The sequence below is a fragment of the Streptomyces aurantiogriseus genome, assembly GCF_014649375.1.
In the GTDB taxonomy this organism is placed as follows: Bacteria; Actinomycetota; Actinomycetes; order Streptomycetales; family Streptomycetaceae; genus Streptomyces; species Streptomyces aurantiogriseus.
The window spans coordinates 141,506-164,874 of record NZ_BMSX01000006.1 but is presented as its reverse complement, the minus strand read 5'-3'; the positions used below and the strand labels follow the sequence as shown (position 1 = coordinate 164,874).

Below are 23,369 nucleotides of genomic sequence, written 5' to 3'. Positions count from 1 at the left end.
TACGATCCGGTATTGCGCGCGCTCCCGGTATGGCGCCGCACCCCACCTGCAGTCAGGAGAGACCGGTGTCAGACGTCCGTGTGATCATCCAACGCGATTCCGAGCGGGAAGAGCGCACGGTGACGACGGGCACCACGGCCGCCGACCTCTTCGCCGGCGAGCGCTCGATCATCGCCGCACGCGTGGGCGGTGAGCTCAAGGACCTCACCTACGAGCTCCAGGACGGCGAGACCGTCGAGGGCGTCGAGATCTCCTCCGAGGACGGCCTCAACATCCTGCGCCACTCCACCGCGCACGTCATGGCGCAGGCCGTGCAGGAGCTCTTCCCCGAGGCCAAGCTGGGCATCGGCCCGCCCGTCAAGGACGGCTTCTACTACGACTTCGACGTCGAGAAGCCGTTCACGCCCGAGGATCTCAAGGCCGTCGAGAAGAAGATGCAGGAGATCCAGAAGCGGGGGCAGAAGTTCGCCCGCCGCGTGGTGACCGACGAGGCGGCCCGTGAGGAGCTCGCGAACGAGCCCTACAAGCTGGAGCTGATCGGCCTCAAGGGCTCGGCCTCCTCCGACGACGGCGCGGACGTCGAGGTCGGCGCCGGTGAGCTGACGATCTACGACAACCTGGACGCCAAGACCGGCGAGCTGTGCTGGAAGGACCTCTGCCGCGGTCCCCACCTGCCCTCCACCCGCCTCATCCCGGCGTTCAAGCTGATGCGCAACGCGGCCGCCTACTGGCGCGGCAGCGAGAAGAACCCGATGCTCCAGCGCATCTACGGCACCGCCTGGCCGTCGAAGGACGAGCTGAAGGCGTACCTCGACTTCCTCGCCGAGGCCGAGAAGCGCGACCACCGCAAGCTGGGCTCCGAGCTGGACCTGTTCTCCATTCCGGAGCAGATCGGCTCCGGCCTCGCGGTGTTCCACCCCAAGGGCGGCATCATCCGCCGGGTGATGGAGGACTACTCGCGGCGCCGCCACGAGGAGGCGGACTACGAGTTCGTCTACACCCCGCACGCCACGAAGGGGAAGCTCTTCGAGACGTCGGGCCACCTCGACTGGTACGCCGAGGGCATGTACCCGCCCATGCAGCTCGACGAGGGCGTGGACTACTACCTCAAGCCCATGAACTGCCCGATGCACAACCTGATCTTCGACGCGCGCGGTCGCTCGTACCGTGAACTGCCGCTGCGCCTCTTCGAGTTCGGGACCGTGTACCGGTACGAGAAGTCGGGCGTCGTGCACGGCCTGACCCGCGCCCGCGGCTTCACCCAGGACGACGCGCACATCTACTGCACGCGTGAGCAGATGTCCGAGGAGCTCGACAAGCTGCTCACCTTCGTGCTGGAACTGCTGCGCGACTACGGCCTGGAGGACTTCTACCTGGAGCTGTCCACCAAGGACCCGGAGAAGTTCGTCGGCTCCGACGAGGCCTGGGAGGAGGCGACCGAGACGCTGCGCAAGGTCGCCGAGAAGCAGGGTCTCCCGCTGGTTCCGGACCCGGGTGGCGCCGCCTTCTACGGCCCGAAGATCTCCGTCCAGGCCAAGGACGCCATCGGCCGCACGTGGCAGATGTCGACCATCCAGCTCGACTTCAACCTGCCGGAGCGCTTCGACCTGGAGTACACCTCCGCGGACGGCTCCAAGCAGCGTCCGGTCATGATCCACCGGGCCCTGTTCGGCTCGATCGAGCGCTTCTTCGCGGTGCTCCTGGAGCACTACGCGGGCGCCTTCCCGGCGTGGCTGGCGCCGGTGCAGGCGATCGGCATCCCGATCGGCGACGGGCACGTGGAGTACCTGGAGAAGTTCGCCGCGGCCGCCAAGAAGCAGGGGCTGCGGGTCGAGGTCGACTCCTCCTCCGACCGGATGCAGAAGAAGATCCGCAACGCCCAGAAGCAGAAGGTGCCCTTCATGGTCATCGCGGGCGACGAGGACATGTCCAACGGTTCGGTGTCCTTCCGCTACCGCGACGGCTCGCAGGAGAACGGCATCCCGTTCGACGAGGCCATCGCGAAGATCGCGAAGGTGGTCGAGGAGCGGGCGCAGGTCTGAGGCCGCGCAGGTCTGAGACCGCGCAGGTCCGAGGCCGCTGTCGACGGGCCTTCGGGAGTCACTTCCCCGGGGGCCCGTCCTCGTTCCGGTAGGTGTCCTCCCGCGAGAACACCTGGATCAGCCACGACGAGAACGACCCGGTGACCGCGCCCAGCAGGGCCAGCCCGCACGCCATCATGCCCACCGCGATGGTCCGGCCGAGCGGGGTGACCGGGACGACGTCGCCGTAGCCGACGGTGGTGAGGGTCGAGCAGGCCCACCAGACCGCGTCCCCGAAGGTGCGCATGTCGGCGCCCGGCGCTCCGCGTTCCTGGTCGTAGACGGCGAGCGCGCCCGCGAAGCCGAGCAGCAGCGTCGACACCCCCGCGTACACGATCACGCGCGCGTACAGCGACAGACGGGGCTCCCCGTGCCGGCGCAGCACGGCCTCGTAGAGCCGCACGACCCGGAGCGGGCGCAGCAGGGGCAGCAGCACGAACAGGGTGTCCAGCCAGTGCCTGCGTACGAAGCCCAGGCGCTGTCCGCTGAGCCGCCAGCGCACCCCGTAGTCCACGACGAACAGCGCCCACGCGGACAGCGTCACCGCACGGCACAGGCTCCGCCATCCGTCCGGGAGGCCCGGGGCGAGGACGTGGACGGCGTACCCGGCGAGGAAGGCGAGCGAGGCCAGGGCGAGGGGCATCTCGGTGCGCTGCTCCCAGCGCAGCAGGCGGCTGTCTTCGGTCATCGGCTCAGCTTGGCCCGAGGCGCTTTTCCCGTAACCCCGCCGACACGCCGCGATCGGGCGAAGCCATATGCTGCCTTGCATGACGAGTGAGCCGGAGCAGCAGATCGGAGTGGGGACGCAGGACGCGTTCCAGCGCCTGTGGACGCCCCACCGGATGGCCTACATCCAGGGCGAGAACAAGCCGACCGGCCCGGGGGCCGAAGACGGCTGCCCCTTCTGCTCGATCCCGGCGAAGTCCGACGAGGACGGGCTGATCGTCCGGCGCGGTGAGCACGTGTACGCCGTGCTGAACCTGTACCCGTACAACGGCGGCCACCTGATGACCGTGCCCTACCGGCACGTCGCCGACTACACCGACCTGACCGGGCCGGAGACCGCGGAGCTCGCCGAGCTGACCAAGCAGGCGATGACCGCCCTGCGCACCGCGTCCGGCGCGCAGGGCTTCAACATCGGCATGAACCAGGGATCCGTGGCGGGCGCGGGTATCGCCGCCCACCTGCACCAGCACATCGTGCCGCGGTGGGGCGGGGACACGAACTTCATGCCGGTGGTCGGCCACACGCGCGTGCTGCCGCAGTTGCTGGCGGATACGCGGAAGATGCTGGCGGAGGCTTGGCCGGCGGCCTGATGACCGCCGGGGTCGGCAAGATCAGCCCGTCCGGCGATCGAGGACGAGGTCCGTTGAGGGCCGAAGCGGGGGCCCGGGGGCGGTAGCCCCCAGGACAGCGGTCATCCCGACCACGCGTACACAACCCGCCCCACCGTCCGGGGCTCACGCGTCGTAGGTGTCGGCCTTCCGGGGTGACAGATCCTGGATCGCCCCGCTCAGCACCGACGACCGGGAGCTGAACTTCTCGACGTCCACGTCGTGCTCCTTGAGGACCCGCAGCGCGGCCGTGTGCACCACCCGCAGCACCGGTGCGGCAGCGCGCAGGGCGTCGTCGGCCATGAAGCGGTGCCGCCACGGCTGGTCGGCCCAGGCGTGCCGCAGACCGAACGGCTCCGGCAGGCCGATGGAACCGCCGAGCCACTTCAGCAGCGGCGGGTACCAGCTGATCGTGGCGCGTGCGGCAAGGCGTACCACCTCGTCGGCGGTGACCAGCGGAAGTTTGATCGTCCGGGTCTCCCAGAAGCGGACGGTCTTGGCGACCTCCTTGCTGGGGGCCTCGGGCTTGCTGGTGAACAGGCCGTTCACGGGACCGAGCGCGTGTCCGGTGACCTCGATGCGCAGCGTCTCGTGGAGCACGGTCACGGTGATCAGCATGGTGATGATCAACTGGCCGTCCCAGAGCGGCCACTGCACCCCGAGGTAGTGCCGGTCGCCGCCGCCGAACTGCTGCTGGTCGCAGATCTGCTCGATCGCCTTCGGCTTGACCTGGTACGCCTCCACGTCCGTGCCCTCGGGCCTGGCGACCGCCGTGGCGTTCTCGCCGACGGGCGTGACGATCCAGTGCCGTACGGTCGGGGGCGGGAAGCCGCCGGTCTTCAGGCTCTGCCGGTTGAGCACGGTCAGCTGGTCGTGGATGGCCCGTATCACCGTCCAGCTGCGGAACTCGTGGACGCCCTTGTTGGGGTCGGTCGGGACCAGTTCCTCCGCGAGGTGCCAGGCGCCCCAGCGGGTGCCCATGCCGAGGATGCCCTTGGGGCCGGCGTAGAAGACGGAGTTGGACCGCTGCTCCGCGCTGAGGCGGGCCAGGGACTGGCGCAGCTGCTCCGCGGCGGTCTGGTTGGGGCTGGTCGGCACCGCCTCGGGGACCTTGGCGCCGACGCTGCTGCCGGAGAGCAGGCTGTCCCAGCGCTCGCGGAGGTCCTTCGCGGTGTTCTCGCAGATCCGCTTGGCGAGGAACCAGCCGACCACGGGGGCGATCACCGCACCGCGCGCGTACCACCCCCACAAGCCACCGAAGGGCATGCGGAGGAGGAAGATCACGGCGAGGGCGCCGACCGCGACGAGCAGGCCGGTGGCCAGCCCGGAGACCCGCTTGTCGGCCTGCTTCGCCATGGTGGCCCGGAGTTGGAAGACCAGCAGCCAGACCAGGAGCCCGGGGAGGAAGAGCAGGCCGCACAGGACCATGACGCCGGTGAGCTTCTTGTCGCGCTCGCGGCGGATGCGGTTCGCCGCCAGGCAGTGCTCGACTATCACCTGCGGCTCGGTGCCGAACGACTGGATGAGCGGCTTGCGGCCGACGCCCAGCATGCGGTCGATCACCGCCTGGGAGAACGCCTCGCCGAGGTTGGGCCGGAAGATCTTCGCCCAGCTGCGGCCGGTGTTGACCGTCGACTGGTGCCACTCGTTGTCGGCCTTCTTGATGTCCTCGACGGGGTTGTCCCGATAGGCCGCCGAGGCCAGCGCGAAGGTCGCCGTCTGCCCTCCGTCGCCCGTCTGCGGCACCTGTGGTCCGAAGATGTCCGCGTAACCGCTGTCAACGGTCATTCCCGCCCCCGATCGCAGCCGCTCTCGCTTCTGCGGCCTTCCCGACTTCCGTACTCCGCACACCTGTTGATCAGGTCATCAGCGTATCCGCAGGCACCGACATCCGTCGGCGGACGGCCGAAGCCGCCCGCCGAATCGGAGGAACACGTTCCACACGGGCCACTTGAGAGCGGCCCTGTCTCAACCCCTATCCGTCCTGCTCCTGTTGACGGATCCGCTCGGCGACCTGAACCGGCATCGGCTCGTGCCGGGCGTAGACGCGGTGGAAACGGGCCGTGCCGTGCGAGAGGGAACGCAGGTCGATCGCGTACCGGCCGATCTCGATCTCGGGCACCTCGGCCCGTACGAGTGTGCGTCCGCCGCCCGCCTGCTCGGTGCCGAGCACCCGGCCGCGCCGACCCGACAGGTCGCTCATCACGGCGCCCACGTACTCGTCGCCGACCAGCACGGTCACCTCGGCCACCGGCTCCAGCAGATGGATCTTCGCGTCGGCCGCGGCCTCCCGCAGCGCCAGCGCGCCGGCCGTCTGGAACGCGGCGTCCGAGGAGTCCACCGAGTGCGCCTTGCCGTCGAGGAGCGTGATCCGCACGTCCACCAGCGGATGCCCGGCCGCGACGCCCTTGGCCGCCTGCGCCCGTACGCCCTTCTCGACGGACGGGATGAACTGGCGCGGCACCGCGCCGCCGACGACCTTGTCCACGAACTCGATGCCCGAACCGCCCGGCAGCGGCTCCACCTCGATCTCGCAGATGGCGTACTGGCCGTGCCCGCCGGACTGCTTGACGTGCCGGCCGCGTCCCGAGGACTTGGCGGCGAACGTCTCCCGCAGGGAGACCTTGTGCGGGACAACGTCGACCTGGACGCCGTAGCGGCTGCGCAGACGCTCCAGGGCGACGTCCGCGTGCGCCTCGCCCAGGCACCACAGGACCACCTGGTGGGTCTGCTGGTTCTGTTCGAGCCGCATCGTCGGGTCCTCGGCGACCAGCCGGGACAGGCCCTGCGAGAGCTTGTCCTCGTCGGCCTTGCTGTGCGCCTGGATGGCCAGGGGCAGCAGCGGGTCGGGCATCTGCCAGGGCTCCATCAGAAGCGGATCGTCCTTGGCGGACAGGGTGTCGCCGGTCTCCGCGCGGTTCAGCTTCGCCACACACGCGAGGTCGCCCGCGATGCAGTGCGTCAGCGCGCGCTGCTGTTTGCCGAAGGGCGCGGAGAGGGCGCCGACGCGTTCGTCGACGTCGTGGTCCTCGTGCCCGCGGTCCTCCAGACCGTGCCCGGAGACGTGGACGGTCTCGTCGGGGCGCAGGGTGCCGGAGAAGACGCGGACGAGCGAGACGCGGCCGACGTAGGGGTCGGAGGACGTCTTCACGACCTCCGCGACCAGCGGCCCGTTCGGATCGCACAGCTTCAGCTCGCGCGGCTTGCCGTCGACCGTGGTGACGGTGGGCGCCTCGCGCTCCAGGGGCGTCGGGAAGCCCCGGGTGACCAGTTCGAGCAGCTCGACCGTTCCGATGCCCTGCCGGGCGCCGTCGGCCGCGGGTGCGGCGGCCAGGACGGGGAAGAAGGTGCCGCGCGCCACGGCCCGCTCCAGGTCCTCGATCAGCGTCTTGACGTCGATCTGCTCACCGCCGAGGTAGCGGTCCATGAGGGTCTCGTCCTCGCTCTCGGCGATGATCCCCTCGATCAGCCGGTTGCGGGCCTCCTCGATCAGCGGCAGCTGGTCCTCGCCCGGCTCGGACTCCTTGCGCTCCCCGGTGGAGTAGTCGAACAGCTTCTGCGACAGCAGCCCGATCAGCCCGGTCACGGGCGCGTGCCCGTCCGGTGCCTGCGGGCCGTGCAGCGGCAGGTACAGCGGGAGCACGGCGTCGGGGTCGTCGCGGCCGAAGGCCTCCGCGCAGACCCGGGTCATCTCCTCGAAGTCGGCGCGCGCGGCCTCCAGGTGCGTGACGACGATCGCGCGCGGCATGCCGACGGCCGCGCACTCCTCCCACACCATGCGCGTCGAGCCGTCCACGCCGTCCGAGGCCGAGACGACGAAGAGGGCCGCGTCCGCCGCGCGCAGACCGGCCCGGAGCTCCCCGACGAAGTCCGCGTATCCGGGGGTGTCGAGAAGGTTGATCTTGATGCCGTCCCAGTCGACGGGCACCAGGGAGAGCTGCACCGAGCGTTGCTGGCGGTGCTCGATCTCGTCGTAGTCGGAGACGGTGCCGCCGTCCTCCACGCGGCCCGCCCGGTTCACCGCTCCCGCGGTCAGCGCGAGAGCCTCCACCAGAGTCGTCTTGCCCGATCCGCTGTGGCCGACCAGCACCACATTCCGTACGGACGCGGGGTGGTCGGCCGCCGTAGCCCTGCCGGCGGCTCCGGGGTGTGCATTCGCCTTGTCGCCCATTTCTTGCCTCCCGTGCACGGTGAGGTCATCGGGGGCGCGGACACGGCGGCTCCGCGTGCGGTGGCGGCTCCGGCGACGCCCGCGGTTCTTCGAGCTTTCCACTCCCGTCACGGTGCGTCCATACGAAGGACGCGACGAGGCCATGGAGCCGTGGGTGGCAGGGCGCGACCGGGCCGTGACCCGGAAGCCGTCAGGCCGTGACACAGGGGTCGGGTGCCCGGCAGTCGCACACGCGCGCGCGTGGCTACGATGGGCCAGCCGGTGGCCACCAGGGCCGCGCGGCCACACCGACCGTCGGGAAGGCCATGCTGAACAAGTACGCGCGTGCATTCTTCACGCGTGTCCTCACACCGTTCGCCGCGTTTCTCATCCGCCGGGGCGTGAGCCCCGACATGGTCACGCTGATCGGCACCGCCGGCGTGGTCGCGGGCGCGTTGGTCTTCTACCCCAGGGGCGAGTTCTTCTGGGGGACGGTCGTGATCACCCTGTTCGTCTTCTCCGACCTCGTCGACGGCAACATGGCCCGCCAGCTCGGCCGCTCCAGCCGCTGGGGCGCCTTCCTGGACTCCACGCTCGACCGGGTCGCCGACAGCGCGATCTTCGGCGGCTTCGCCCTCTGGTACGCCGGCGGCGGCGACGACAACGTCCTGTGCGCCGTCTCGATCTTCTGCCTGGCCAGCGGCCAGGTGGTGTCGTACACCAAGGCGCGCGGTGAGTCGATCGGGCTGCCCGTCGCCGTCAACGGGCTCGTCGAGCGGGCCGAGCGGCTGGTGGTCTCGCTGGTCGCGGCCGGGCTCGCCGGCCTGCACACCTTCGGTGTCCCCGGCATCCAGTACCTGCTGCCGGTCGCCCTGTGGATCGTCGCCGTCGGCAGCCTGGTCACGCTGATCCAGCGGGTCGTCACCGTCCGGCGCGAGTCGGCGGAGGCCGAGGCAAGGGCCGCGCAGGAGACCGAGGGGCGTGAGGCGGCCAAGTGAACGCCCGGGACCAGGTGACCGACGCCCTGTACGGCCTCGGCTGGAGCACCGTCAAGAGGCTCCCCGAACCCGTGGCGGTACGCCTCGGCCGCACCATCGCCGACCTCGCCTGGAAGCAGCACGGCAAGGGCGTGCAGCGCCTCGAGAGCAACTACGCGCGCGTGGTGCCCGACGCGAGCCCCGAGCGCCTGGCCGAGCTCTCGCGCGCGGGCATGCGCTCCTACCTGCGCTACTGGATGGAGTCCTTCCGGCTGCCGGCCTGGAGCCCCGAGCGCATCAAGGACGGTTTCGACGCGAAGGACCTGCACTACCTGACCGACGGGCTCGCCGCCGGCCAGGGCGTCGTCCTCGCGCTGCCGCACCTGGCCAACTGGGACCTGGCCGGCGCCTGGGTCACCACCGAACTGCGGACCCCGTTCACCACCGTCGCCGAGCGCCTCAAGCCCGAGAGCCTCTACGACCGCTTCGTCGCCTACCGCGAGGGCCTCGGCATGGAGGTCCTGCCGCACAGCGGCGGCTCCGCCTTCGGCACCCTGGCCCGGCGGCTGCGCGACGGCGGCCTGGTCTGCCTGGTCGCCGACCGCGACCTGTCCGCGTCCGGCGTCCAGGTCGACTTCTTCGGCGACACCGCCCGGATGCCCGCGGGACCGGCCCTGCTCGCCCAGCAGACCGGCGCGCTGCTGCTCCCCGTCACGCTCTGGTACGACGACTCGCCGGTCATGCGGGGCCGCGTCCATCCCCCGATCGAGGTACCCGGGACAGGTACCCGGGCCGAGAAGACGTCTGTCATGACACAGGCGCTGGCGGACGCCTTCGCCACAGGCATCGCCCACCACCCGGAGGACTGGCACATGCTGCAGCGGCTTTGGCTGGCGGACCTGGAACCCCGCCCGTCGGACGGGGACCGGACGTGAGAATCGGCATCGTGTGCCCGTACTCCTGGGACGTGCCGGGCGGCGTCCAGTTCCACATCCGCGACCTCGCCGAGTACTTCATCCGGCTCGGCCACGAGGTGTCCGTCCTCGCCCCCGCCGACGACGACACCCCACTCCCGCCGTACGTCGTCTCGGCGGGCCGCGCGGTCCCGGTGCCGTACAACGGCTCGGTGGCCCGGCTGAACTTCGGTTTCCTGAGCGCCGCGCGGGTGCGCCGCTGGCTGCATGACGGCAAGTTCGACGTGATCCACATCCACGAACCGACGTCACCGTCGCTCGGCCTGCTGGCCTGCTGGGCGGCGCAGGGTCCGATCGTGGCGACCTTCCACACGTCCAACCCGCGCTCGCGTGCCATGATCGCCGCGTACTCGATCCTCCAGGCCGCCCTGGAGAAGATCAGCGCGCGCATCGCGGTCAGCGAGTACGCCCGCCGGACCCTCGTGGAGCACCTCGGCGGGGACGCGGTGGTCATCCCCAACGGTGTCGACGTCGACTTCTTCGCCCAGGCCGAGCCCAAGCCCGAGTGGCAGGGCGAGACGATCGGCTTCGTCGGCCGCATCGACGAGCCCCGCAAGGGCCTGCCCGTGCTGATGCGGGCCCTGCCGAAGATCTTCGCCGAGCGTCCGGACGCGCGCCTGCTGGTCGCCGGCCGCGGCGACGAGAAGGAGGCCGTCGAGAACCTGCCGAAGGAGCTGCGCCCGCGCGTGGAGTTCCTCGGCATGGTCAGCGACGAGGACAAGGCCCGCTTCCTGCGCAGCGTCGACCTGTACGTCGCCCCCAACACCGGCGGCGAGAGCTTCGGCATCATCCTGGTCGAGGCCATGTCCGCCGGAGCCCCGGTCCTCGCCTCCGACCTGGACGCCTTCGCTCAGGTCCTGGATCAGGGAGCGGCGGGCGAACTCTTCGCCAACGAGGACGCCGACGCCCTGGCGGAGGCGGCGGTACGGCTCCTCGGGGACCCCGCGCGCCGGGCCGAGCTGCGGGAACGCGGCAGCGCCCATGTACGCCGCTTCGACTGGTCGACCGTCGGCGCGGACATCCTGTCGGTGTACGAGACGGTGACGGCGGGCGCGGCGGCGGTGGCGGCGGACGACAAGGGATCGCCGGGACTGATGGCGCGGTTCGGGCTGGCGCGGGACTGAAGTTCCTGTCGATTCCGGGGCCTTCATGGCGCCGGTCAGGGCAAGGAAGCCCGTCCGGCGTTTGAGGACGAGGCCCGTTCAGGGCCGAAGCGGGGGTCTGGGGGCGGCAAGCCCCCAGGCTCGGCGACGCGGACGCCCCGCACGACATCCGGCTGACGTGAAACAGCGCACCGGTAGCCTTGCCGCCCGTGACCGCAACCCTCATCTGGATCCTCGTCGTTCTCGTCGTCCTCGTCGCGATCGGCCTGTACCTGAGCTGGACGGCGGGACGGCTGGACCGGCTGCACGCCCGCATCGACGCCGCCCGTGCCGCGCTGGACGCGCAACTGCTGCGCAGGGCGTCCGTGGCCCAGGAACTGGCCACCTCGGGGGTGCTCGACCCGGCCGCGTCGATCGTGCTGTACGAGGCCGCGCACGCCGCCCGGCAGGCCGAGGAAGAGCAGCGGGAGGTCGCCGAGAGCGAGCTCAGCCAGGCGCTGCGCGCGGTCTTCGCGGACGCGCAGCAACTGGAGATCGTCCGCGAGGTGCCCGGGGGAGAGGCCGCGGCCCACGAGCTGACGGAGGCCGTGCGCCGGGTCCCCATGGCCCGCCGTTTCCACAACGACGCCGTGGGCGCCGCCCGCAGACTGCGCGAACACCGCAAGGTGCGCTGGTTCCGGCTGGCCGGACACGCTCCGTTCCCGATGGCCTTCGAGATGGACGACGAGCCGCCGACCGCGCTGGCCGACCGCGCGGGGTAGCGCGGGCGAAAAGGATCCACCGCCTTCCCATTGGCCCTTGCAGTGGACTGGTCCACTCGCGTTTCCTCGGTGCTTGCAGAAAACCCTCTTTCCCTTCAGTGAGGTCAACCCGTGTCCATCACCGAGAACCAGGCTCCCGAGACCGGCACCGCGCGCGTGAAGCGTGGCATGGCCGAGCAGCTCAAGGGCGGCGTGATCATGGACGTCGTCACGCCGGAGCAGGCGAAGATCGCCGAGGACGCGGGCGCTGTGGCCGTCATGGCCCTGGAGCGGGTCCCGGCCGACATCCGCAAGGACGGCGGCGTGGCCCGCATGTCCGACCCGGACATGATCGAGGGCATCATCAACGCCGTCTCCATCCCGGTCATGGCCAAGTCCCGCATCGGCCACTTCGTCGAGGCCCAGGTCCTGCAGTCCCTCGGCGTCGACTACATCGACGAGTCCGAGGTCCTCACCCCGGCCGACGAGGTCAACCACTCCGACAAGTGGGCGTTCACCACCCCGTTCGTCTGTGGCGCCACCAACCTGGGCGAGGCCCTGCGCCGCATCGCCGAGGGTGCCGCGATGATCCGCTCCAAGGGCGAGGCCGGTACCGGCAACGTCGTCGAGGCCGTCCGCCACCTGCGCCAGATCAAGAACGAGATCGCCAAGCTGCGCGGCTTCGACAACCACGAGCTGTACGCCGCCGCCAAGGAGCTGCGCGCCCCGTACGAGCTGGTCAAGGAGGTCGCCGAGCTGGGCAAGCTCCCGGTCGTGCTGTTCTCCGCCGGTGGCGTCGCCACCCCGGCCGACGCCGCGCTCATGCGCCAGCTCGGCGCCGAGGGCGTCTTCGTCGGCTCCGGCATCTTCAAGTCGGGCGACCCGGCCAAGCGCGCCGCCGCCATCGTCAAGGCGACCACGTTCTACGACGACCCCAAGATCATCGCGGACGCGTCCCGGAACCTCGGCGAGGCCATGGTCGGCATCAACTGCGACACCCTCCCGGAGACCGAGCGCTACGCCAACCGCGGCTGGTAAGGACTGCTGGTAGTCACCCCATGAACACTCCTGTCATAGGCGTCCTGGCCCTCCAGGGCGACGTACGGGAGCACCTCATCGCCCTGGCCGCGGCCGACGCCGTGGCCAGGCCGGTGCGGCGCCCCGAGGAACTCGCCGAGGTCGACGGCCTCGTCCTCCCGGGCGGCGAGTCCACGACCATCTCCAAGCTGGCCATCCTCTTCGGCGTGATGGAGCCGCTCCGCGCGCGCGTGCGGGCCGGCATGCCCGTCTACGGGACCTGCGCGGGCATGATCATGCTCGCCGACAAGATCCTCGACCCGCGCTCGGGCCAGGAGACCGTCGGCGGCATCGACATGATCGTGCGCCGCAACGCCTTCGGTCGGCAGAACGAGTCCTTCGAGGCGGCGGTCGGCGTCAAGGGCGTCGAGGGCGATCCCGTGGAGGGCGTCTTCATCCGCGCCCCGTGGGTCGAGTCCGTCGGTGCCGAGGCCGAGGTGCTCGCCGAGCACGACGGTCACATCGTCGCGGTCCGCCAGGGCAACGCGCTCGCCACGTCGTTCCACCCGGAACTGACCGGCGACCACCGCGTGCACTCCCTGTTCGTCGACATGGTGCGCGCCAACCGCGCGGCGGAGTCCTTGTAGGATCTCTGGCGTTCGTTATGTGGATGGTTACGCGAAGGAGACAGGCAGATGTCCGGCCACTCTAAATGGGCTACGACGAAGCACAAGAAGGCCGTGATCGACGCCAAGCGCGGCAAGCTCTTCGCGAAGCTCATCAAGAACATCGAGGTCGCCGCGCGGATGGGCGGCGTCGACCTGGACGGCAACCCGACGCTCTACGACGCCGTTCAGAAGGCCAAGAAGCAGTCGGTCCCGAACAAGAACATCGACTCCGCGATCAAGCGCGGCGGTGGTCTTGAGGCCGGCGGTGCCGACTACGAGACGATCATGTACGAGGGCTACGGTCCGAACGGTGTCGCGGTGCTCATCGAGTGCCTCACCGACAACCGCAACCGCGCCGCCTCCGACGTCCGCGTCGCCATGACCCGCAACGGCGGCTCCATGGCCGACCCGGGTTCCGTGTCGTACCTCTTCAACCGCAAGGGCGTCGTGATCGTCCCCAAGGGCGAGCTGACCGAGGACGACGTCCTCGGTGCCGTCCTGGACGCCGGTGCGGAGGAGGTCAACGACCTCGGCGAGTCCTTCGAGGTGCTCAGCGAGGCCACCGACCTCGTCGCGGTCCGCACGGCCCTGCAGGACGCCGGCATCGACTACGACTCCGCCGAGGCCAACTTCGTCCCGACCATGCAGGTCGAGCTGGACGAGGAGGGCGCCAAGAAGATCTTCAAGCTGATCGACGCGCTCGAGGACAGCGACGACGTGCAGAACGTCTTCGCCAACTTCGACGTCAGCGACGAAGTGATGGAGAAGGTCGACGCCTGAGCCCACGCTCACGCTCGAACGGGCCGACGGGACACCCCCGTCGGCCCGTCGCTTTGTCAGTGGCACCCGATAGCCTGGCGACAGTGAAAGATCTCCGTCCACGGACCGCAACCATCAATTGAGGAACCCCGACGGTGCTCAGCCAGGTCCGCGAGAGCGGCGGCGGTTCAGCCGCAAAGGAGTGCAGGGAGGGGCGCGTGCGCGTACTGGGGGTGGACCCGGGACTGACGCGATGTGGTGTAGGGGTCGTCGAGGGGGTCGCCGGGCGCCCGCTCACCATGCTCGGCGTCGGTGTCGTCCGTACGCCCGCGGACGCCGAGTTGGGGCACCGCCTCGTCGCGATCGAGCAGGGCATCGAGCAGTGGCTGGACGAGCACCGGCCCGAATATGTCGCCGTGGAGCGGGTGTTCAGCCAGCACAACGTCCGTACGGTCATGGGCACCGCCCAGGCCAGCGCCGTCGCCATGCTCTGCGCCGCCCGCCGCGGCATCCCCGTCGCCCTGCACACGCCCAGCGAGGTCAAGGCCGCCGTCACCGGCAGCGGCCGCGCCGACAAGGCCCAGGTCGGCGCCATGGTGACCCGCCTGCTGCGGCTCAGCGCGCCCCCCAAGCCCGCCGACGCCGCCGACGCGCTCGCCCTCGCCATCTGCCACATCTGGCGCGCCCCCGCGCAGAACCGACTCCAGCAGGCCGTCGCCCTGCACGCAACGAAAGGCCGTACGGCATGATCGCCTTCGTGAGCGGCACGGTCGCCGCACTCGCCCCCGACGCCGCGGTCGTCGAAGTGGGCGGTGTCGGCATGGCCGTCCAGTGCACGCCGAACACCCTGTCCACGCTCCGGATCGGCCAGCCGGCCAGGCTCGCCACGTCCCTCGTCGTCCGTGAGGACTCCCTGACCCTGTACGGCTTCGCCGACGACGACGAGCGGCAGGTCTTCGAACTGCTCCAGACGGCCAGCGGCGTCGGCCCGCGCCTCGCCCAGGCCATGCTGGCCGTGCACACCCCGGACGCCCTGCGCAGAGCCGTCTCCACCGGTGACGAGAAGGCGCTCGTCGCCGTCCCCGGCATCGGCAAGAAGGGCGCCCAGAAGCTGCTGCTGGAGCTGAGGGACCGCCTGGGCGAGCCGATCGGCGCCCCCGCGATCGGCTCGCCGGTCACCCAGGGCTGGCGCGACCAGCTGCACGCGGCGCTGATCGGCCTCGGGTACGCGACCCGGGAAGCCGACGAGGCCGTCGCCGCGGTCGCCCCCCAGGCCGAGGCCGCCGGGGGCACGCCCCAGGTGGGGCAGCTGCTGCGGGCCGCCCTGCAGACCCTGAACAGAGCCCGCTGAGCCGCTCACGACCGCCCTCGCCGAACGGACCAGGGGCCCCGCGGCACACTCCGTGCAGTGCCTCCCCCGGGGACAACCCCCGGCCCCCCGGCCGATCGGCGGTGCCCGGCACCACCCAGCTAGGAGAACGTCAGTGAACTGGGACGACCCGACCGACACCCCCGCCCCCGAGCGGCTCGTCGGCCCCGCCGCGGAGCGGCTGGTGGGCTCTGTCGCCGATCGTGAGGACCAGGCCGTCGAGGCCGCCCTGCGCCCCAAGGACCTGGGCGAGTTCATCGGCCAGGAGAAGGTCCGCGAACAGCTCGACCTCGTCCTGCGCGCCGCACGCGCGCGGGGCGCCACCGCCGACCACGTCCTGCTCTCCGGCGCCCCCGGCCTCGGCAAGACCACCCTGTCGATGATCATCGCCGCCGAGATGGGCGCCCCGATCCGCATCACGTCCGGCCCCGCCATCCAGCACGCCGGCGACCTCGCCGCGATCCTCTCCTCCCTCCAGGAGGGCGAGGTCCTCTTCCTCGACGAGATCCACCGCATGTCGCGGCCCGCCGAGGAGATGCTCTACATGGCGATGGAGGACTTCCGCGTCGACGTCATCGTCGGCAAGGGCCCCGGCGCCACCGCCATCCCCCTCGAACTGCCTCCGTTCACCCTGGTCGGCGCCACCACGCGCGCGGGCCTGCTGCCGCCCCCGCTGCGCGACCGCTTCGGCTTCACCGCCCACATGGAGTTCTACGAGCCGGCCGAACTCCAGCGGGTCATCCACCGCTCGGCGAACCTCCTCGACGTCGAGATCGACACCGACGGCGCCGCCGAGATCGCCGGCCGCTCCCGTGGCACGCCCCGTATCGCCAACCGTCTGCTGCGCCGCGTCCGCGACTACGCGCAGGTCAAGGCCGACGGCGTCATCACGCGCGAGATCGCCTCCGCGGCCCTCGCCGTCTACGAGGTCGACGCCCGCGGCCTGGACCGCCTCGACCGCGCGGTCCTGGAGGCCCTGCTGAAGCTGTTCGGAGGCGGGCCGGTCGGCCTGTCCACGCTCGCGGTCGCGGTCGGGGAGGAGCGCGAGACCGTCGAGGAGGTCGCCGAACCCTTCCTGGTCCGCGAGGGCCTCCTCGCCCGCACCCCGCGCGGCCGCGTCGCCACCCCCGCCGCCTGGACCCACCTCGGCCTCACCCCGCCCCGCCCCGTTGCGGGGAACGGACAACAGGACCTGTTCGGGGCTTGACGGCACGGGATGTCCCCCGCACGTCACCCGCGTCGGCCGGACATCGGCGAGGGCATTCGCGGGCCCAGGAACCCAGGTGCCATGCTGAACGTTGTTCCCTGCACGCGGACTCGCTTAGACTCCGCCGATGCCGCCCTTGTCGGCAGCACACATACCCCCAACCAGTAGGCCGCTCACCATCGCGGTCGCGTGAAGGAAGTACCGACCCGTGAGTCTCGTGACCCTCCTCCCGTTCATCGTGCTCATCGGGGCCATGTTCCTGATGACCCGGTCGGCGAAGAAGAAGCAGCAGCAGGCCGTGGAAATGCGGAACGCCATGCAGCCCGGCAGCGGTATCCGCACCATCGGGGGCATGTACGCGACGGTCAAGGAGGTCAACGAGGACACGGTCCTCGTTGACGCCGGCCCGGGGGTGGAACTGCTCTTCGCGAAGAACGCGATCGGCGCCGTCCTGTCCGACGACGAGTACAACCGCATCGTCCACGGCATCGAGCACGACCTGAAGTCCGACTCCGACGTCGTCCCGGACGACGCCTCCTCCCTCACCGAGACCGACGAGTCCGCCGACGCTGCCGCCGCCTCCGACGACAAGCCCGTCGACCTCGGCAAGAAGGACGAGACCGAGGAGCAGACCGCCGACGCCGAGGCCGACGAAGAGCCGAAGAAGACCGACGGCGACTCCGACGCGAAGAAGTAGTCACGTCCCCGGGGCACGTGGGTCGCACCCGCGTGCCCCGGGACGCGCGCAATCTCGCACATAGGGGATCCCGACACCATGTCATGGCCGCCGCCCGCGCTGACCCGGCGCGGGGCGGCCCGAGAGGGAGTACGAGAAGGTGGCAGCACCTAAAAAGGGCCGGAACGCGAGCGCCCAGAGCAAGCCGGGGCGCTCGCTGGCCCTGATCCTGATCGCCATCGTGGCGCTCACCGGAGGCATGTTCCTCGCTGGGCACACGACTCCGCGTCTCGGCATCGACCTTGCCGGCGGTACGAGCATCACGCTCGAGGCGAAGGCCGACCAAGGGTCCGCGATCAACAAGGCCAACATGGACACCGCGGTCGAGATCATGAATCGCCGTGTCAACGGCCTGGGCGTCTCCGAGGCGGAGGTGCAGACCCAGGGCGACCGCAACATCATCGTGAACATCCCCAAGGGCACCAACTCCAAGGAAGCCCGGGACCAGGTCGGCACCACCGCCAAGCTGTACTTCCGTCCGGTCCTGGCCAGCGAGCCCACCGGCTCCGCCGCGAGCGCCTCGCCGAGCCCGTCCGCCACCGGCTCCGCCACCGCCTCGCCGAGCCCCTCCGCGAGCGCCTCCGCCGGCGGTGAGAAGGCCACCTCCTCCACGCCGTCGGCCTCCGCCACCTCCCAGGGCCGCGCCGTCACCGACGCGCTGAAGGCGGACTCGACCCCGTCGGCGTCGGCGAGCGCCACCGGCTCCGCCAGCCCGTCGGCCTCCGCGAGCGGCGGCGCGACCAGCGAGGCCGCGCTCCAGGCCCAGTACGCGAACCTGGACTGCTCCAAGGAGTCGGTCCGCGCCAAGACCGGTGACGGGGCCAAGCCCGGCGACACGACCCTGGGCTGCGGTGAGATCCAGGGCGTCTGGTACAAGTACCTGCTCGGCCCGGCCGCCGTCGACGGCACCGAGGTCAAGAAGGCCCAGGCCGTCTTCGACACCCAGACCGCCGCCGGCTGGCAGGTCACCATGACCTTCAATGACAAGGGTGCGAAGAAGTTCGCGGACATCACCGGCAAGCTGGCGCAGAACCAGCCGCCGCAGAACGAGTTCGGCATCGTCCTGGACGGCGAGGTCGTCTCCAGCCCGTACGTCAACTCGGCCATCACAGGCGGCCAGGCCCAGATCTCCGGCAGCTTCAAGCAGGAGGAGGCCCAGAGCCTCGCCAACATGCTGTCGTACGGTGCGCTCCCGCTCTCCTTCCGGGAGCAGAGCGTCACCACGGTGAGCGCCGCGCTCGGCGGTGACCAGCTGCAGGCCGGTCTGCTCGCCGGCGCCATCGGCCTCGCCCTGGTCGTCATCTACCTGGTGGCCTACTACCGCGGCCTGTCGCTCATCGCGATCGCCTCGCTGCTGGTCTCCGCGGCCCTCACTTACGTGATCATGTCGCTGCTCGGGCCGACCATCAACTTCGCGCTGAACCTGCCGGCCGTCTGCGGTGCCATCGTCGCCATCGGCATCACGGCGGACTCGTTCATCGTGTACTTCGAACGCGTCCGGGACGAGATCCGCGAGGGCCGCTCGCTGCGCCCCGCCGTCGAGCGGGCCTGGCCGCGCGCCCGGCGCACCATCCTGGTCTCCGACTTCGTGTCGTTCCTCGCCGCCGCGGTGCTGTTCGTCGTCACCGTCGGCAAGGTCCAGGGCTTCGCGTTCACGCTGGGTCTGACCACCGTCCTCGACGTCGTCGTGGTCTTCTTCTTCACCAAGCCGCTGATGACGCTGGCCGCGCGCCGGAAGTTCTTCGCGAGCGGTCACAAGTGGTCCGGCCTCGACCCGAAGAGCCTGGGTGCCAAGCCGCCGCTGCGCCGCACCCGCCGTCCCTCCGCCCCCGTCGAGACGAAGGAGGCGTGAGCGATGTCGAAACTCGGCAACCTCGGCGCCCGACTGCACCGTGGCGAGGTCAGCTACGACTTCATCGGCCACCGCAAGATCTGGTACGGCATCTCGATCCTGATCACCATCACGGCCATTGTCGGTCTGGCGGTGCGCGGCCTGAACATGGGCATCGACTTCCAGGGCGGTGCCGTCTTCACCACCCCGAAGACCAGTGTCTCCGTGTCGCAGGCCGAGGAGTACGCCAAGGAAGCGTCCGGCCATGACGCGGTCGTGCAGAAGTTGGGCAACGACACGCTGCGCATCCAGATCGCCGGCATGGACACCCAGCAGTCCGACAAGATCCAGACCGCCCTCGCCGAGGACTTCAAGGTCGACAGGGATCAGATCAACGCCGACCTGGTCGGTCCCAGCTGGGGTGACCAGATCGCCGACAAGGCCTGGCAGGGCCTGGCGATCTTCATGGTGCTCGTCGTGATCTACCTGGCGATCGCCTTCGAGTGGCGCATGGCCATCGCCGCGCTCGTCGCCCTGATCCACGACATCACCATCACCGTCGGCATCTACGCCCTCGTCGGCTTCGAGGTCACGCCGGGTACGGTGATCGGTCTGCTGACGATCCTCGGTTACTCGCTCTACGACACGGTCGTCGTCTTCGACTCCCTCAAGGAACAGACGAAGGACCTCACCAAGCAGACCCGCTTCACGTACAGCGATATCGCCAACCGCTCGATCAACAGCACCCTGGTCCGCTCCATCAACACCACGGTGGTCGCGCTGCTGCCGGTCGCGGGCCTGCTGTTCATCGGTGGCGGCTTCCTCGGCGCGGGCACGCTCAATGACATCTCGCTGTCGCTGTTCGTGGGTCTCGCGGCCGGTGCCTACTCCTCGATCTTCATCGCCACGCCGCTCGTCGCCGACCTCAAGGAGCGCGAGCCGCAGATCAAGGCCCTGAAGAAGCGTGTCCTGGCCAAGCGGGCCCAGGCCGCCGCCGACGAGGAGGTCGCGGAGGTCCGCGGCTACGACGCGGACGACGACGAGCCGGAGGACGCCCCTGCCGCGGTCGTCGGCCCGCGCTCCCAGCCCGCCTCCCGCAGCCGGGGCCGCGGCCGACCCTCGGGGAAGCGCCGATGACGGAGCTCACAGACATCACGGCGCTGCTGCTCAGCCGCATCCGTGACGTGGCCGACTACCCGGAGCCGGGGGTGATGTTCAAGGACATCACCCCGCTGCTCGCGGACCCGGCGGCGTTCACCGCGCTCACCGACGCGTTCGCGGAGGTCGCCGAGCGCACCGGCGCCACCAAGGTCGTCGGCCTGGAGGCCCGGGGCTTCATCCTCGGCGCCCCGGTCGCCGTCCGCGCCGGCCTCGGCTTCGTCCCCGTTCGCAAGGCGGGCAAGCTTCCCGGAGCCACCCTCGCCCAGGCCTACGACCTGGAGTACGGCTCGGCCGAGATCGAGATACACGCCGAGGACCTCACCGCCGACGACCGCATCCTGGTCGTCGACGACGTCCTCGCCACCGGCGGCACCGCCGAGGCGTCGATCCAGCTCATCCAGCGCGCGGGCGCCGAGGTCGCGGGCGTAGCCGTTCTGATGGAGCTCGGCTTCCTCAACGGCCGGCCCCGCCTGGAGGCGGCGCTGGACGGAGCGCCGGTGGAGGCGCTGCTCACGGTCTGAGCACGTCGTACGGCTGTCGTTCGAGCAAGGGGCGGGCCCGGAGGAATCCGGCGTCCGCCCCTTGCGTTTCTCCGGTAGACGGCCCTCACATCGGGCTGGAGGCGATCCTGTGGCCCAGGATCGCTACGATGGGTGCTCCGGAGCCTGACCGGGGGACCCGGATCGCGCACGAGGAGCCCTCTTGCCAGACGAGGCCCAGCACCTGACCGCCGCCAAGCCCGAGTCCGCCTCGGGGCCCGCGGCCACGCCCGCGTCGCAAGCGCAGAACGCCGCCCGCGGGCCGGTCGAGCACGACCGTTCCGCGCCCGTCGACAAGCCGGCAGAGCAGCCCCGCCCCAAGCCGGCACCGCCCGAGCGCTCCTCCGCCACGCCCGCCGCCCGCCCGGCCCCCGCGCAGCCGTCCGCCCGCTCCGGCTCCTCCAACCGCGTCCGCGCCCGCCTCGCCCGCCTCGGCGTCCAGCGCGCGAACCCCTACAACCCGGTCCTGGAGCCGCTGCTGCGGATAGTGCGCAGCAACGACCCCAAGATCGAGACGTCGACGCTGCGCCAGATCGAGCGCGCCTACCAGGTCGCCGAGCGCTGGCACCGCGGCCAGAAGCGCAAGAGCGGCGACCCGTACATCACCCACCCCCTCGCGGTGACCACGATCCTCGCCGAGCTCGGCATGGATCCGGCCACCCTCATGGCGGGCCTCCTCCACGACACCGTCGAGGACACCGAGTACGGCCTGGACGACCTGCGCCGCGACTTCGGCGACGTGGTCGCCCTCCTCGTCGACGGCGTCACCAAGCTGGACAAGGTCAAGTTCGGCGAGGCCGCGCAGGCGGAGACCGTGCGCAAGATGGTCGTCGCCATGGCCAAGGACCCGCGCGTCCTGGTCATCAAGCTCGCCGACCGCCTGCACAACATGCGCACCATGCGCTACCTCAAGCGCGAGAAGCAGGAGAAGAAGGCGCGCGAGACCCTGGAGATCTACGCGCCGCTCGCCCACCGCCTCGGCATGAACACCATCAAGTGGGAACTGGAGGACCTCGCCTTCGCGATCCTCTACCCCAAGATGTACGACGAGATCGTACGGCTGGTGGCCGAGAGGGCACCGAAGCGTGACGAATACCTGGCCATAGTGACCGACGAGGTCCAGGCCGACCTGCGCGCCGCCCGCATCAAGGCGACCGTCACCGGCCGCCCGAAGCACTACTACAGCGTCTACCAGAAGATGATCGTCCGCGGCCGTGACTTCGCGGAGATCTACGACCTGGTGGGCATCCGCGTCCTCGTGGACACCGTCCGCGACTGCTATGCGGCCCTCGGCACCGTGCACGCGCGATGGAACCCGGTCCCCGGCCGGTTCAAGGACTACATCGCGATGCCCAAGTTCAACATGTACCAGTCGCTGCACACGACGGTCATCGGCCCCAACGGCAAGCCGGTCGAACTCCAGATCCGCACGTTCGACATGCACCGCCGCGCCGAGTACGGCATCGCCGCGCACTGGAAGTACAAGCAGGAGGCCGTCGCGGGCGCCTCCAAGGTCCGCACGGACGCACCGAAGTCGTCCGGCAAGGACAAGGACGCCATCAACGACATGGCGTGGCTCAGGCAGCTCCTGGACTGGCAGAAGGAGACCGAGGACCCCAGCGAGTTCCTGGAGTCGCTGCGCTTCGACCTCTCTCGCAACGAGGTCTTCGTCTTCACCCCGAAGGGTGATGTCATCGCGCTCCCCGCCGGGGCGACGCCGGTGGACTTCGCGTACGCGGTCCACACGGAGGTCGGCCACCGCACCATAGGCGCAAGGGTCAACGGCAGGCTCGTACCGCTCGAATCCACTCTGGACAACGGCGACCTGGTCGAGGTCTTCACCTCCAAGGCCCCCGGTGCGGGCCCCTCCCGCGACTGGCTCGGATTCGTCAAGTCGCCGCGCGCCCGCAACAAGATCCGGGCCTGGTTCTCCAAGGAGCGCCGCGACGAGGCGATCGAGCAGGGCAAGGACGCCATCGCGCGTGCGATGCGCAAGCAGAACCTGCCGATCCAGCGCATCCTCACCGGCGACTCGCTGGTCACCCTGGCGCACGAGATGCGCTACCCGGACATCTCCTCGCTGTACGCGGCGATCGGCGAGGGCCATGTGGCCGCGCAGAACGTCGTACAGAAGCTGGTGCAGGCCCTCGGTGGCGAGGAGGCGGCCACCGAGGAGATCGACGAGGCGGTCCCGCCGTCCCGCACCCGCGGCCGCAAGCGGCGCAGCAACCAGGACCCCGGTGTCGTGGTCAAGGGCGTCGAGGACGTCTGGGTCAAGCTGGCCCGCTGCTGTACGCCCGTGCCCGGCGACCCGATCATCGGCTTCGTCACGCGCGGTAGTGGCGTATCGGTTCACCGCAGTGACTGCGTCAACGTGGAGTCACTGTCCCGCGAGCCCGAGCGCATCCTCGACGTCGAGTGGGCGCCCACGCAGTCCTCGGTGTTCCTGGTCGCGATCCAGGTCGAGGCCCTGGACCGCTCCCGGCTTCTCTCGGACGTCACACGCGTCCTGTCCGACCAGCACGTCAACATCCTCTCGGCGGCCGTCCAGACCTCCCGCGACCGCGTCGCCACGTCCCGCTTCACCTTCGAGATGGGCGACCCGAAACACCTGGGGCACGTCCTGAAGGCGGTGCGTGGAGTGGAGGGCGTCTACGACGTCTACCGGGTGACGTCGGCGCGCAGGCCGTAACCTGTGGGGTGACCTCATCAGGGGGAGACGG

At 70.3% G+C, this 23,369-nt stretch carries 20 protein-coding genes; 17 read left to right on the top strand and 3 right to left on the bottom strand.

Annotated elements, in window-relative coordinates; genetic code table 11:
• Nucleotides 1–65 precede the first annotated feature (65 nt).
• Nucleotides 66–2,042: a threonine--tRNA ligase gene (gene thrS / locus IE263_RS15320; protein ID WP_189936595.1), complete on the top strand. Its 1,977-nt coding sequence runs from the start codon at nt 66–68 to the stop codon at nt 2,040–2,042.
• Nucleotides 2,043–2,100: 58 nt separating this feature from the next.
• Here thrS and IE263_RS15315 read toward each other — a convergent pair whose 3' ends face one another.
• On the bottom strand, nt 2,101–2,769 hold the full coding sequence (locus IE263_RS15315; protein ID WP_189936593.1) for a potassium channel family protein: 669 nt from the start codon (nt 2,767–2,769) through the stop codon (nt 2,101–2,103).
• 67 nt (nt 2,770–2,836) lie between these two features.
• Between IE263_RS15315 and IE263_RS15310 the strand changes: the two genes are divergently transcribed.
• Nucleotides 2,837–3,397, top strand: a complete 561-nt coding sequence (locus IE263_RS15310) for an HIT family protein (protein ID WP_189936591.1) — start codon at nt 2,837–2,839, stop codon at nt 3,395–3,397.
• A gap of 144 nt (nt 3,398–3,541) precedes the next feature.
• On the opposite strand, the gene IE263_RS15305 is transcribed toward IE263_RS15310, so the two are convergent.
• Together IE263_RS15305 and IE263_RS15300 are read right to left on the bottom strand one after the other, a co-directional pair.
• On the bottom strand, nt 3,542–5,203 hold the full coding sequence (locus tag IE263_RS15305; RefSeq protein WP_189936589.1) for an AbeC-like domain-containing protein: 1,662 nt from the start codon (nt 5,201–5,203) through the stop codon (nt 3,542–3,544).
• Between the two features lie 187 nt (nt 5,204–5,390).
• Nucleotides 5,391–7,586, bottom strand: coding sequence for an elongation factor G-like protein EF-G2 (locus IE263_RS15300; protein ID WP_189936587.1), 2,196 nt, complete (start codon nt 7,584–7,586; stop codon nt 5,391–5,393).
• Between the two features lie 305 nt (nt 7,587–7,891).
• On the opposite strand from IE263_RS15300, the gene pgsA reads away from it, so the two are divergent.
• The 15 genes from pgsA (at nt 7,892) to IE263_RS15225 (ending at nt 23,338) form a co-directional block, all read left to right on the top strand.
• Nucleotides 7,892–8,563: a phosphatidylinositol phosphate synthase gene (gene pgsA / locus IE263_RS15295; protein ID WP_189936584.1), complete on the top strand. Its 672-nt coding sequence runs from the start codon at nt 7,892–7,894 to the stop codon at nt 8,561–8,563.
• The gene (locus IE263_RS15290; RefSeq protein ID WP_189936582.1) at nt 8,560–9,477 is read left to right on the top strand and encodes a phosphatidylinositol mannoside acyltransferase; all 918 of its coding nucleotides are present in this window, start codon (nt 8,560–8,562) and stop codon (nt 9,475–9,477) included. The genes pgsA and IE263_RS15290 overlap by 4 nt, the downstream gene beginning before the upstream one ends.
• Nucleotides 9,474–10,640: a glycosyltransferase family 4 protein gene (locus IE263_RS15285; protein ID WP_189936581.1), complete on the top strand. Its 1,167-nt coding sequence runs from the start codon at nt 9,474–9,476 to the stop codon at nt 10,638–10,640. The genes IE263_RS15290 and IE263_RS15285 overlap by 4 nt, the downstream gene beginning before the upstream one ends.
• 179 nt (nt 10,641–10,819) lie before the next feature.
• The gene (locus IE263_RS15280) at nt 10,820–11,380 is read left to right on the top strand and encodes a LemA family protein (protein WP_189936579.1); all 561 of its coding nucleotides are present in this window, start codon (nt 10,820–10,822) and stop codon (nt 11,378–11,380) included.
• 168 nt (nt 11,381–11,548) lie between these two features.
• Nucleotides 11,549–12,397: a pyridoxal 5'-phosphate synthase lyase subunit PdxS gene (gene pdxS, locus IE263_RS15275; protein WP_229911008.1), complete on the top strand. Its 849-nt coding sequence runs from the start codon at nt 11,549–11,551 to the stop codon at nt 12,395–12,397.
• A gap of 20 nt (nt 12,398–12,417) precedes the next feature.
• A complete protein-coding gene (gene pdxT, locus IE263_RS15270; protein WP_189936575.1) occupies nt 12,418–13,023 on the top strand; it encodes a pyridoxal 5'-phosphate synthase glutaminase subunit PdxT in 606 nt (201 codons plus the stop codon).
• Between the two features lie 48 nt (nt 13,024–13,071).
• Nucleotides 13,072–13,824 (top strand): YebC/PmpR family DNA-binding transcriptional regulator, encoded by a 753-nt coding sequence (locus IE263_RS15265; RefSeq protein ID WP_189936573.1) that lies wholly within the window; start codon nt 13,072–13,074, stop codon nt 13,822–13,824.
• A gap of 197 nt (nt 13,825–14,021) precedes the next feature.
• On the top strand, nt 14,022–14,552 hold the full coding sequence (gene ruvC / locus IE263_RS15260; RefSeq protein WP_189936571.1) for a crossover junction endodeoxyribonuclease RuvC: 531 nt from the start codon (nt 14,022–14,024) through the stop codon (nt 14,550–14,552).
• Nucleotides 14,549–15,154 carry a Holliday junction branch migration protein RuvA gene (gene ruvA / locus IE263_RS15255; RefSeq protein ID WP_189936569.1) on the top strand — a complete coding sequence of 202 codons (606 nt, stop codon included), beginning with the start codon at nt 14,549–14,551 and terminating at the stop codon, nt 15,152–15,154. The genes ruvC and ruvA overlap by 4 nt, the downstream gene beginning before the upstream one ends.
• 133 nt (nt 15,155–15,287) lie before the next feature.
• Entirely contained in the window at nt 15,288–16,379 is a 1,092-nt protein-coding gene (gene ruvB, locus IE263_RS15250; protein ID WP_189936567.1) for a Holliday junction branch migration DNA helicase RuvB, read from the top strand.
• Nucleotides 16,380–16,587: 208 nt separating this feature from the next.
• The gene (gene yajC / locus IE263_RS15245; RefSeq protein ID WP_189936565.1) at nt 16,588–17,076 is read left to right on the top strand and encodes a preprotein translocase subunit YajC; all 489 of its coding nucleotides are present in this window, start codon (nt 16,588–16,590) and stop codon (nt 17,074–17,076) included.
• Between the two features lie 139 nt (nt 17,077–17,215).
• A complete protein-coding gene (gene secD / locus IE263_RS15240; RefSeq protein ID WP_189936563.1) occupies nt 17,216–18,967 on the top strand; it encodes a protein translocase subunit SecD in 1,752 nt (583 codons plus the stop codon).
• 3 nt (nt 18,968–18,970) lie between these two features.
• Complete coding sequence (gene secF / locus IE263_RS15235; RefSeq protein WP_189936561.1) at nt 18,971–20,083, top strand: protein translocase subunit SecF; 1,113 nt, start codon at nt 18,971–18,973, stop codon at nt 20,081–20,083.
• Nucleotides 20,080–20,628 carry an adenine phosphoribosyltransferase gene (locus tag IE263_RS15230; RefSeq protein ID WP_189936559.1) on the top strand — a complete coding sequence of 183 codons (549 nt, stop codon included), beginning with the start codon at nt 20,080–20,082 and terminating at the stop codon, nt 20,626–20,628. Before secF ends, IE263_RS15230 begins: the two co-directional genes overlap by 4 nt.
• A 181-nt stretch (nt 20,629–20,809) precedes the next feature.
• The gene (locus tag IE263_RS15225; RefSeq protein ID WP_189936557.1) at nt 20,810–23,338 is read left to right on the top strand and encodes a RelA/SpoT family protein; all 2,529 of its coding nucleotides are present in this window, start codon (nt 20,810–20,812) and stop codon (nt 23,336–23,338) included.
• Nucleotides 23,339–23,369 lie beyond the last annotated feature (31 nt).

Bases quoted from the DNA above. Each gene is read 5' to 3' on its own strand.
- IE263_RS15315 (WP_189936593.1), bottom strand. From the start codon at position 2,769: ATGACCGAAGACAGCCGCCTGCTGCGCTGGGAGCAGCGCACCGAGATG.
- IE263_RS15310 (WP_189936591.1), top strand. From the start codon at position 2,837: ATGCTGCCTTGCATGACGAGTGAGCCGGAGCAGCAGATCGGAGTGGGG.
- IE263_RS15305 (WP_189936589.1), bottom strand. From the start codon at position 5,203: ATGACCGTTGACAGCGGTTACGCGGACATCTTCGGACCACAGGTGCCG.
- IE263_RS15300 (WP_189936587.1), bottom strand. From the start codon at position 7,586: ATGGGCGACAAGGCGAATGCACACCCCGGAGCCGCCGGCAGGGCTACG.
- pgsA (WP_189936584.1), top strand. From the start codon at position 7,892: ATGCTGAACAAGTACGCGCGTGCATTCTTCACGCGTGTCCTCACACCG.
- pdxS (WP_229911008.1), top strand. From the start codon at position 11,549: ATGGCCGAGCAGCTCAAGGGCGGCGTGATCATGGACGTCGTCACGCCG.
- pdxT (WP_189936575.1), top strand. From the start codon at position 12,418: ATGAACACTCCTGTCATAGGCGTCCTGGCCCTCCAGGGCGACGTACGG.
- IE263_RS15265 (WP_189936573.1), top strand. From the start codon at position 13,072: ATGTCCGGCCACTCTAAATGGGCTACGACGAAGCACAAGAAGGCCGTG.
- ruvA (WP_189936569.1), top strand. From the start codon at position 14,549: ATGATCGCCTTCGTGAGCGGCACGGTCGCCGCACTCGCCCCCGACGCC.
- secF (WP_189936561.1), top strand. From the start codon at position 18,971: ATGTCGAAACTCGGCAACCTCGGCGCCCGACTGCACCGTGGCGAGGTC.
- IE263_RS15230 (WP_189936559.1), top strand. From the start codon at position 20,080: ATGACGGAGCTCACAGACATCACGGCGCTGCTGCTCAGCCGCATCCGT.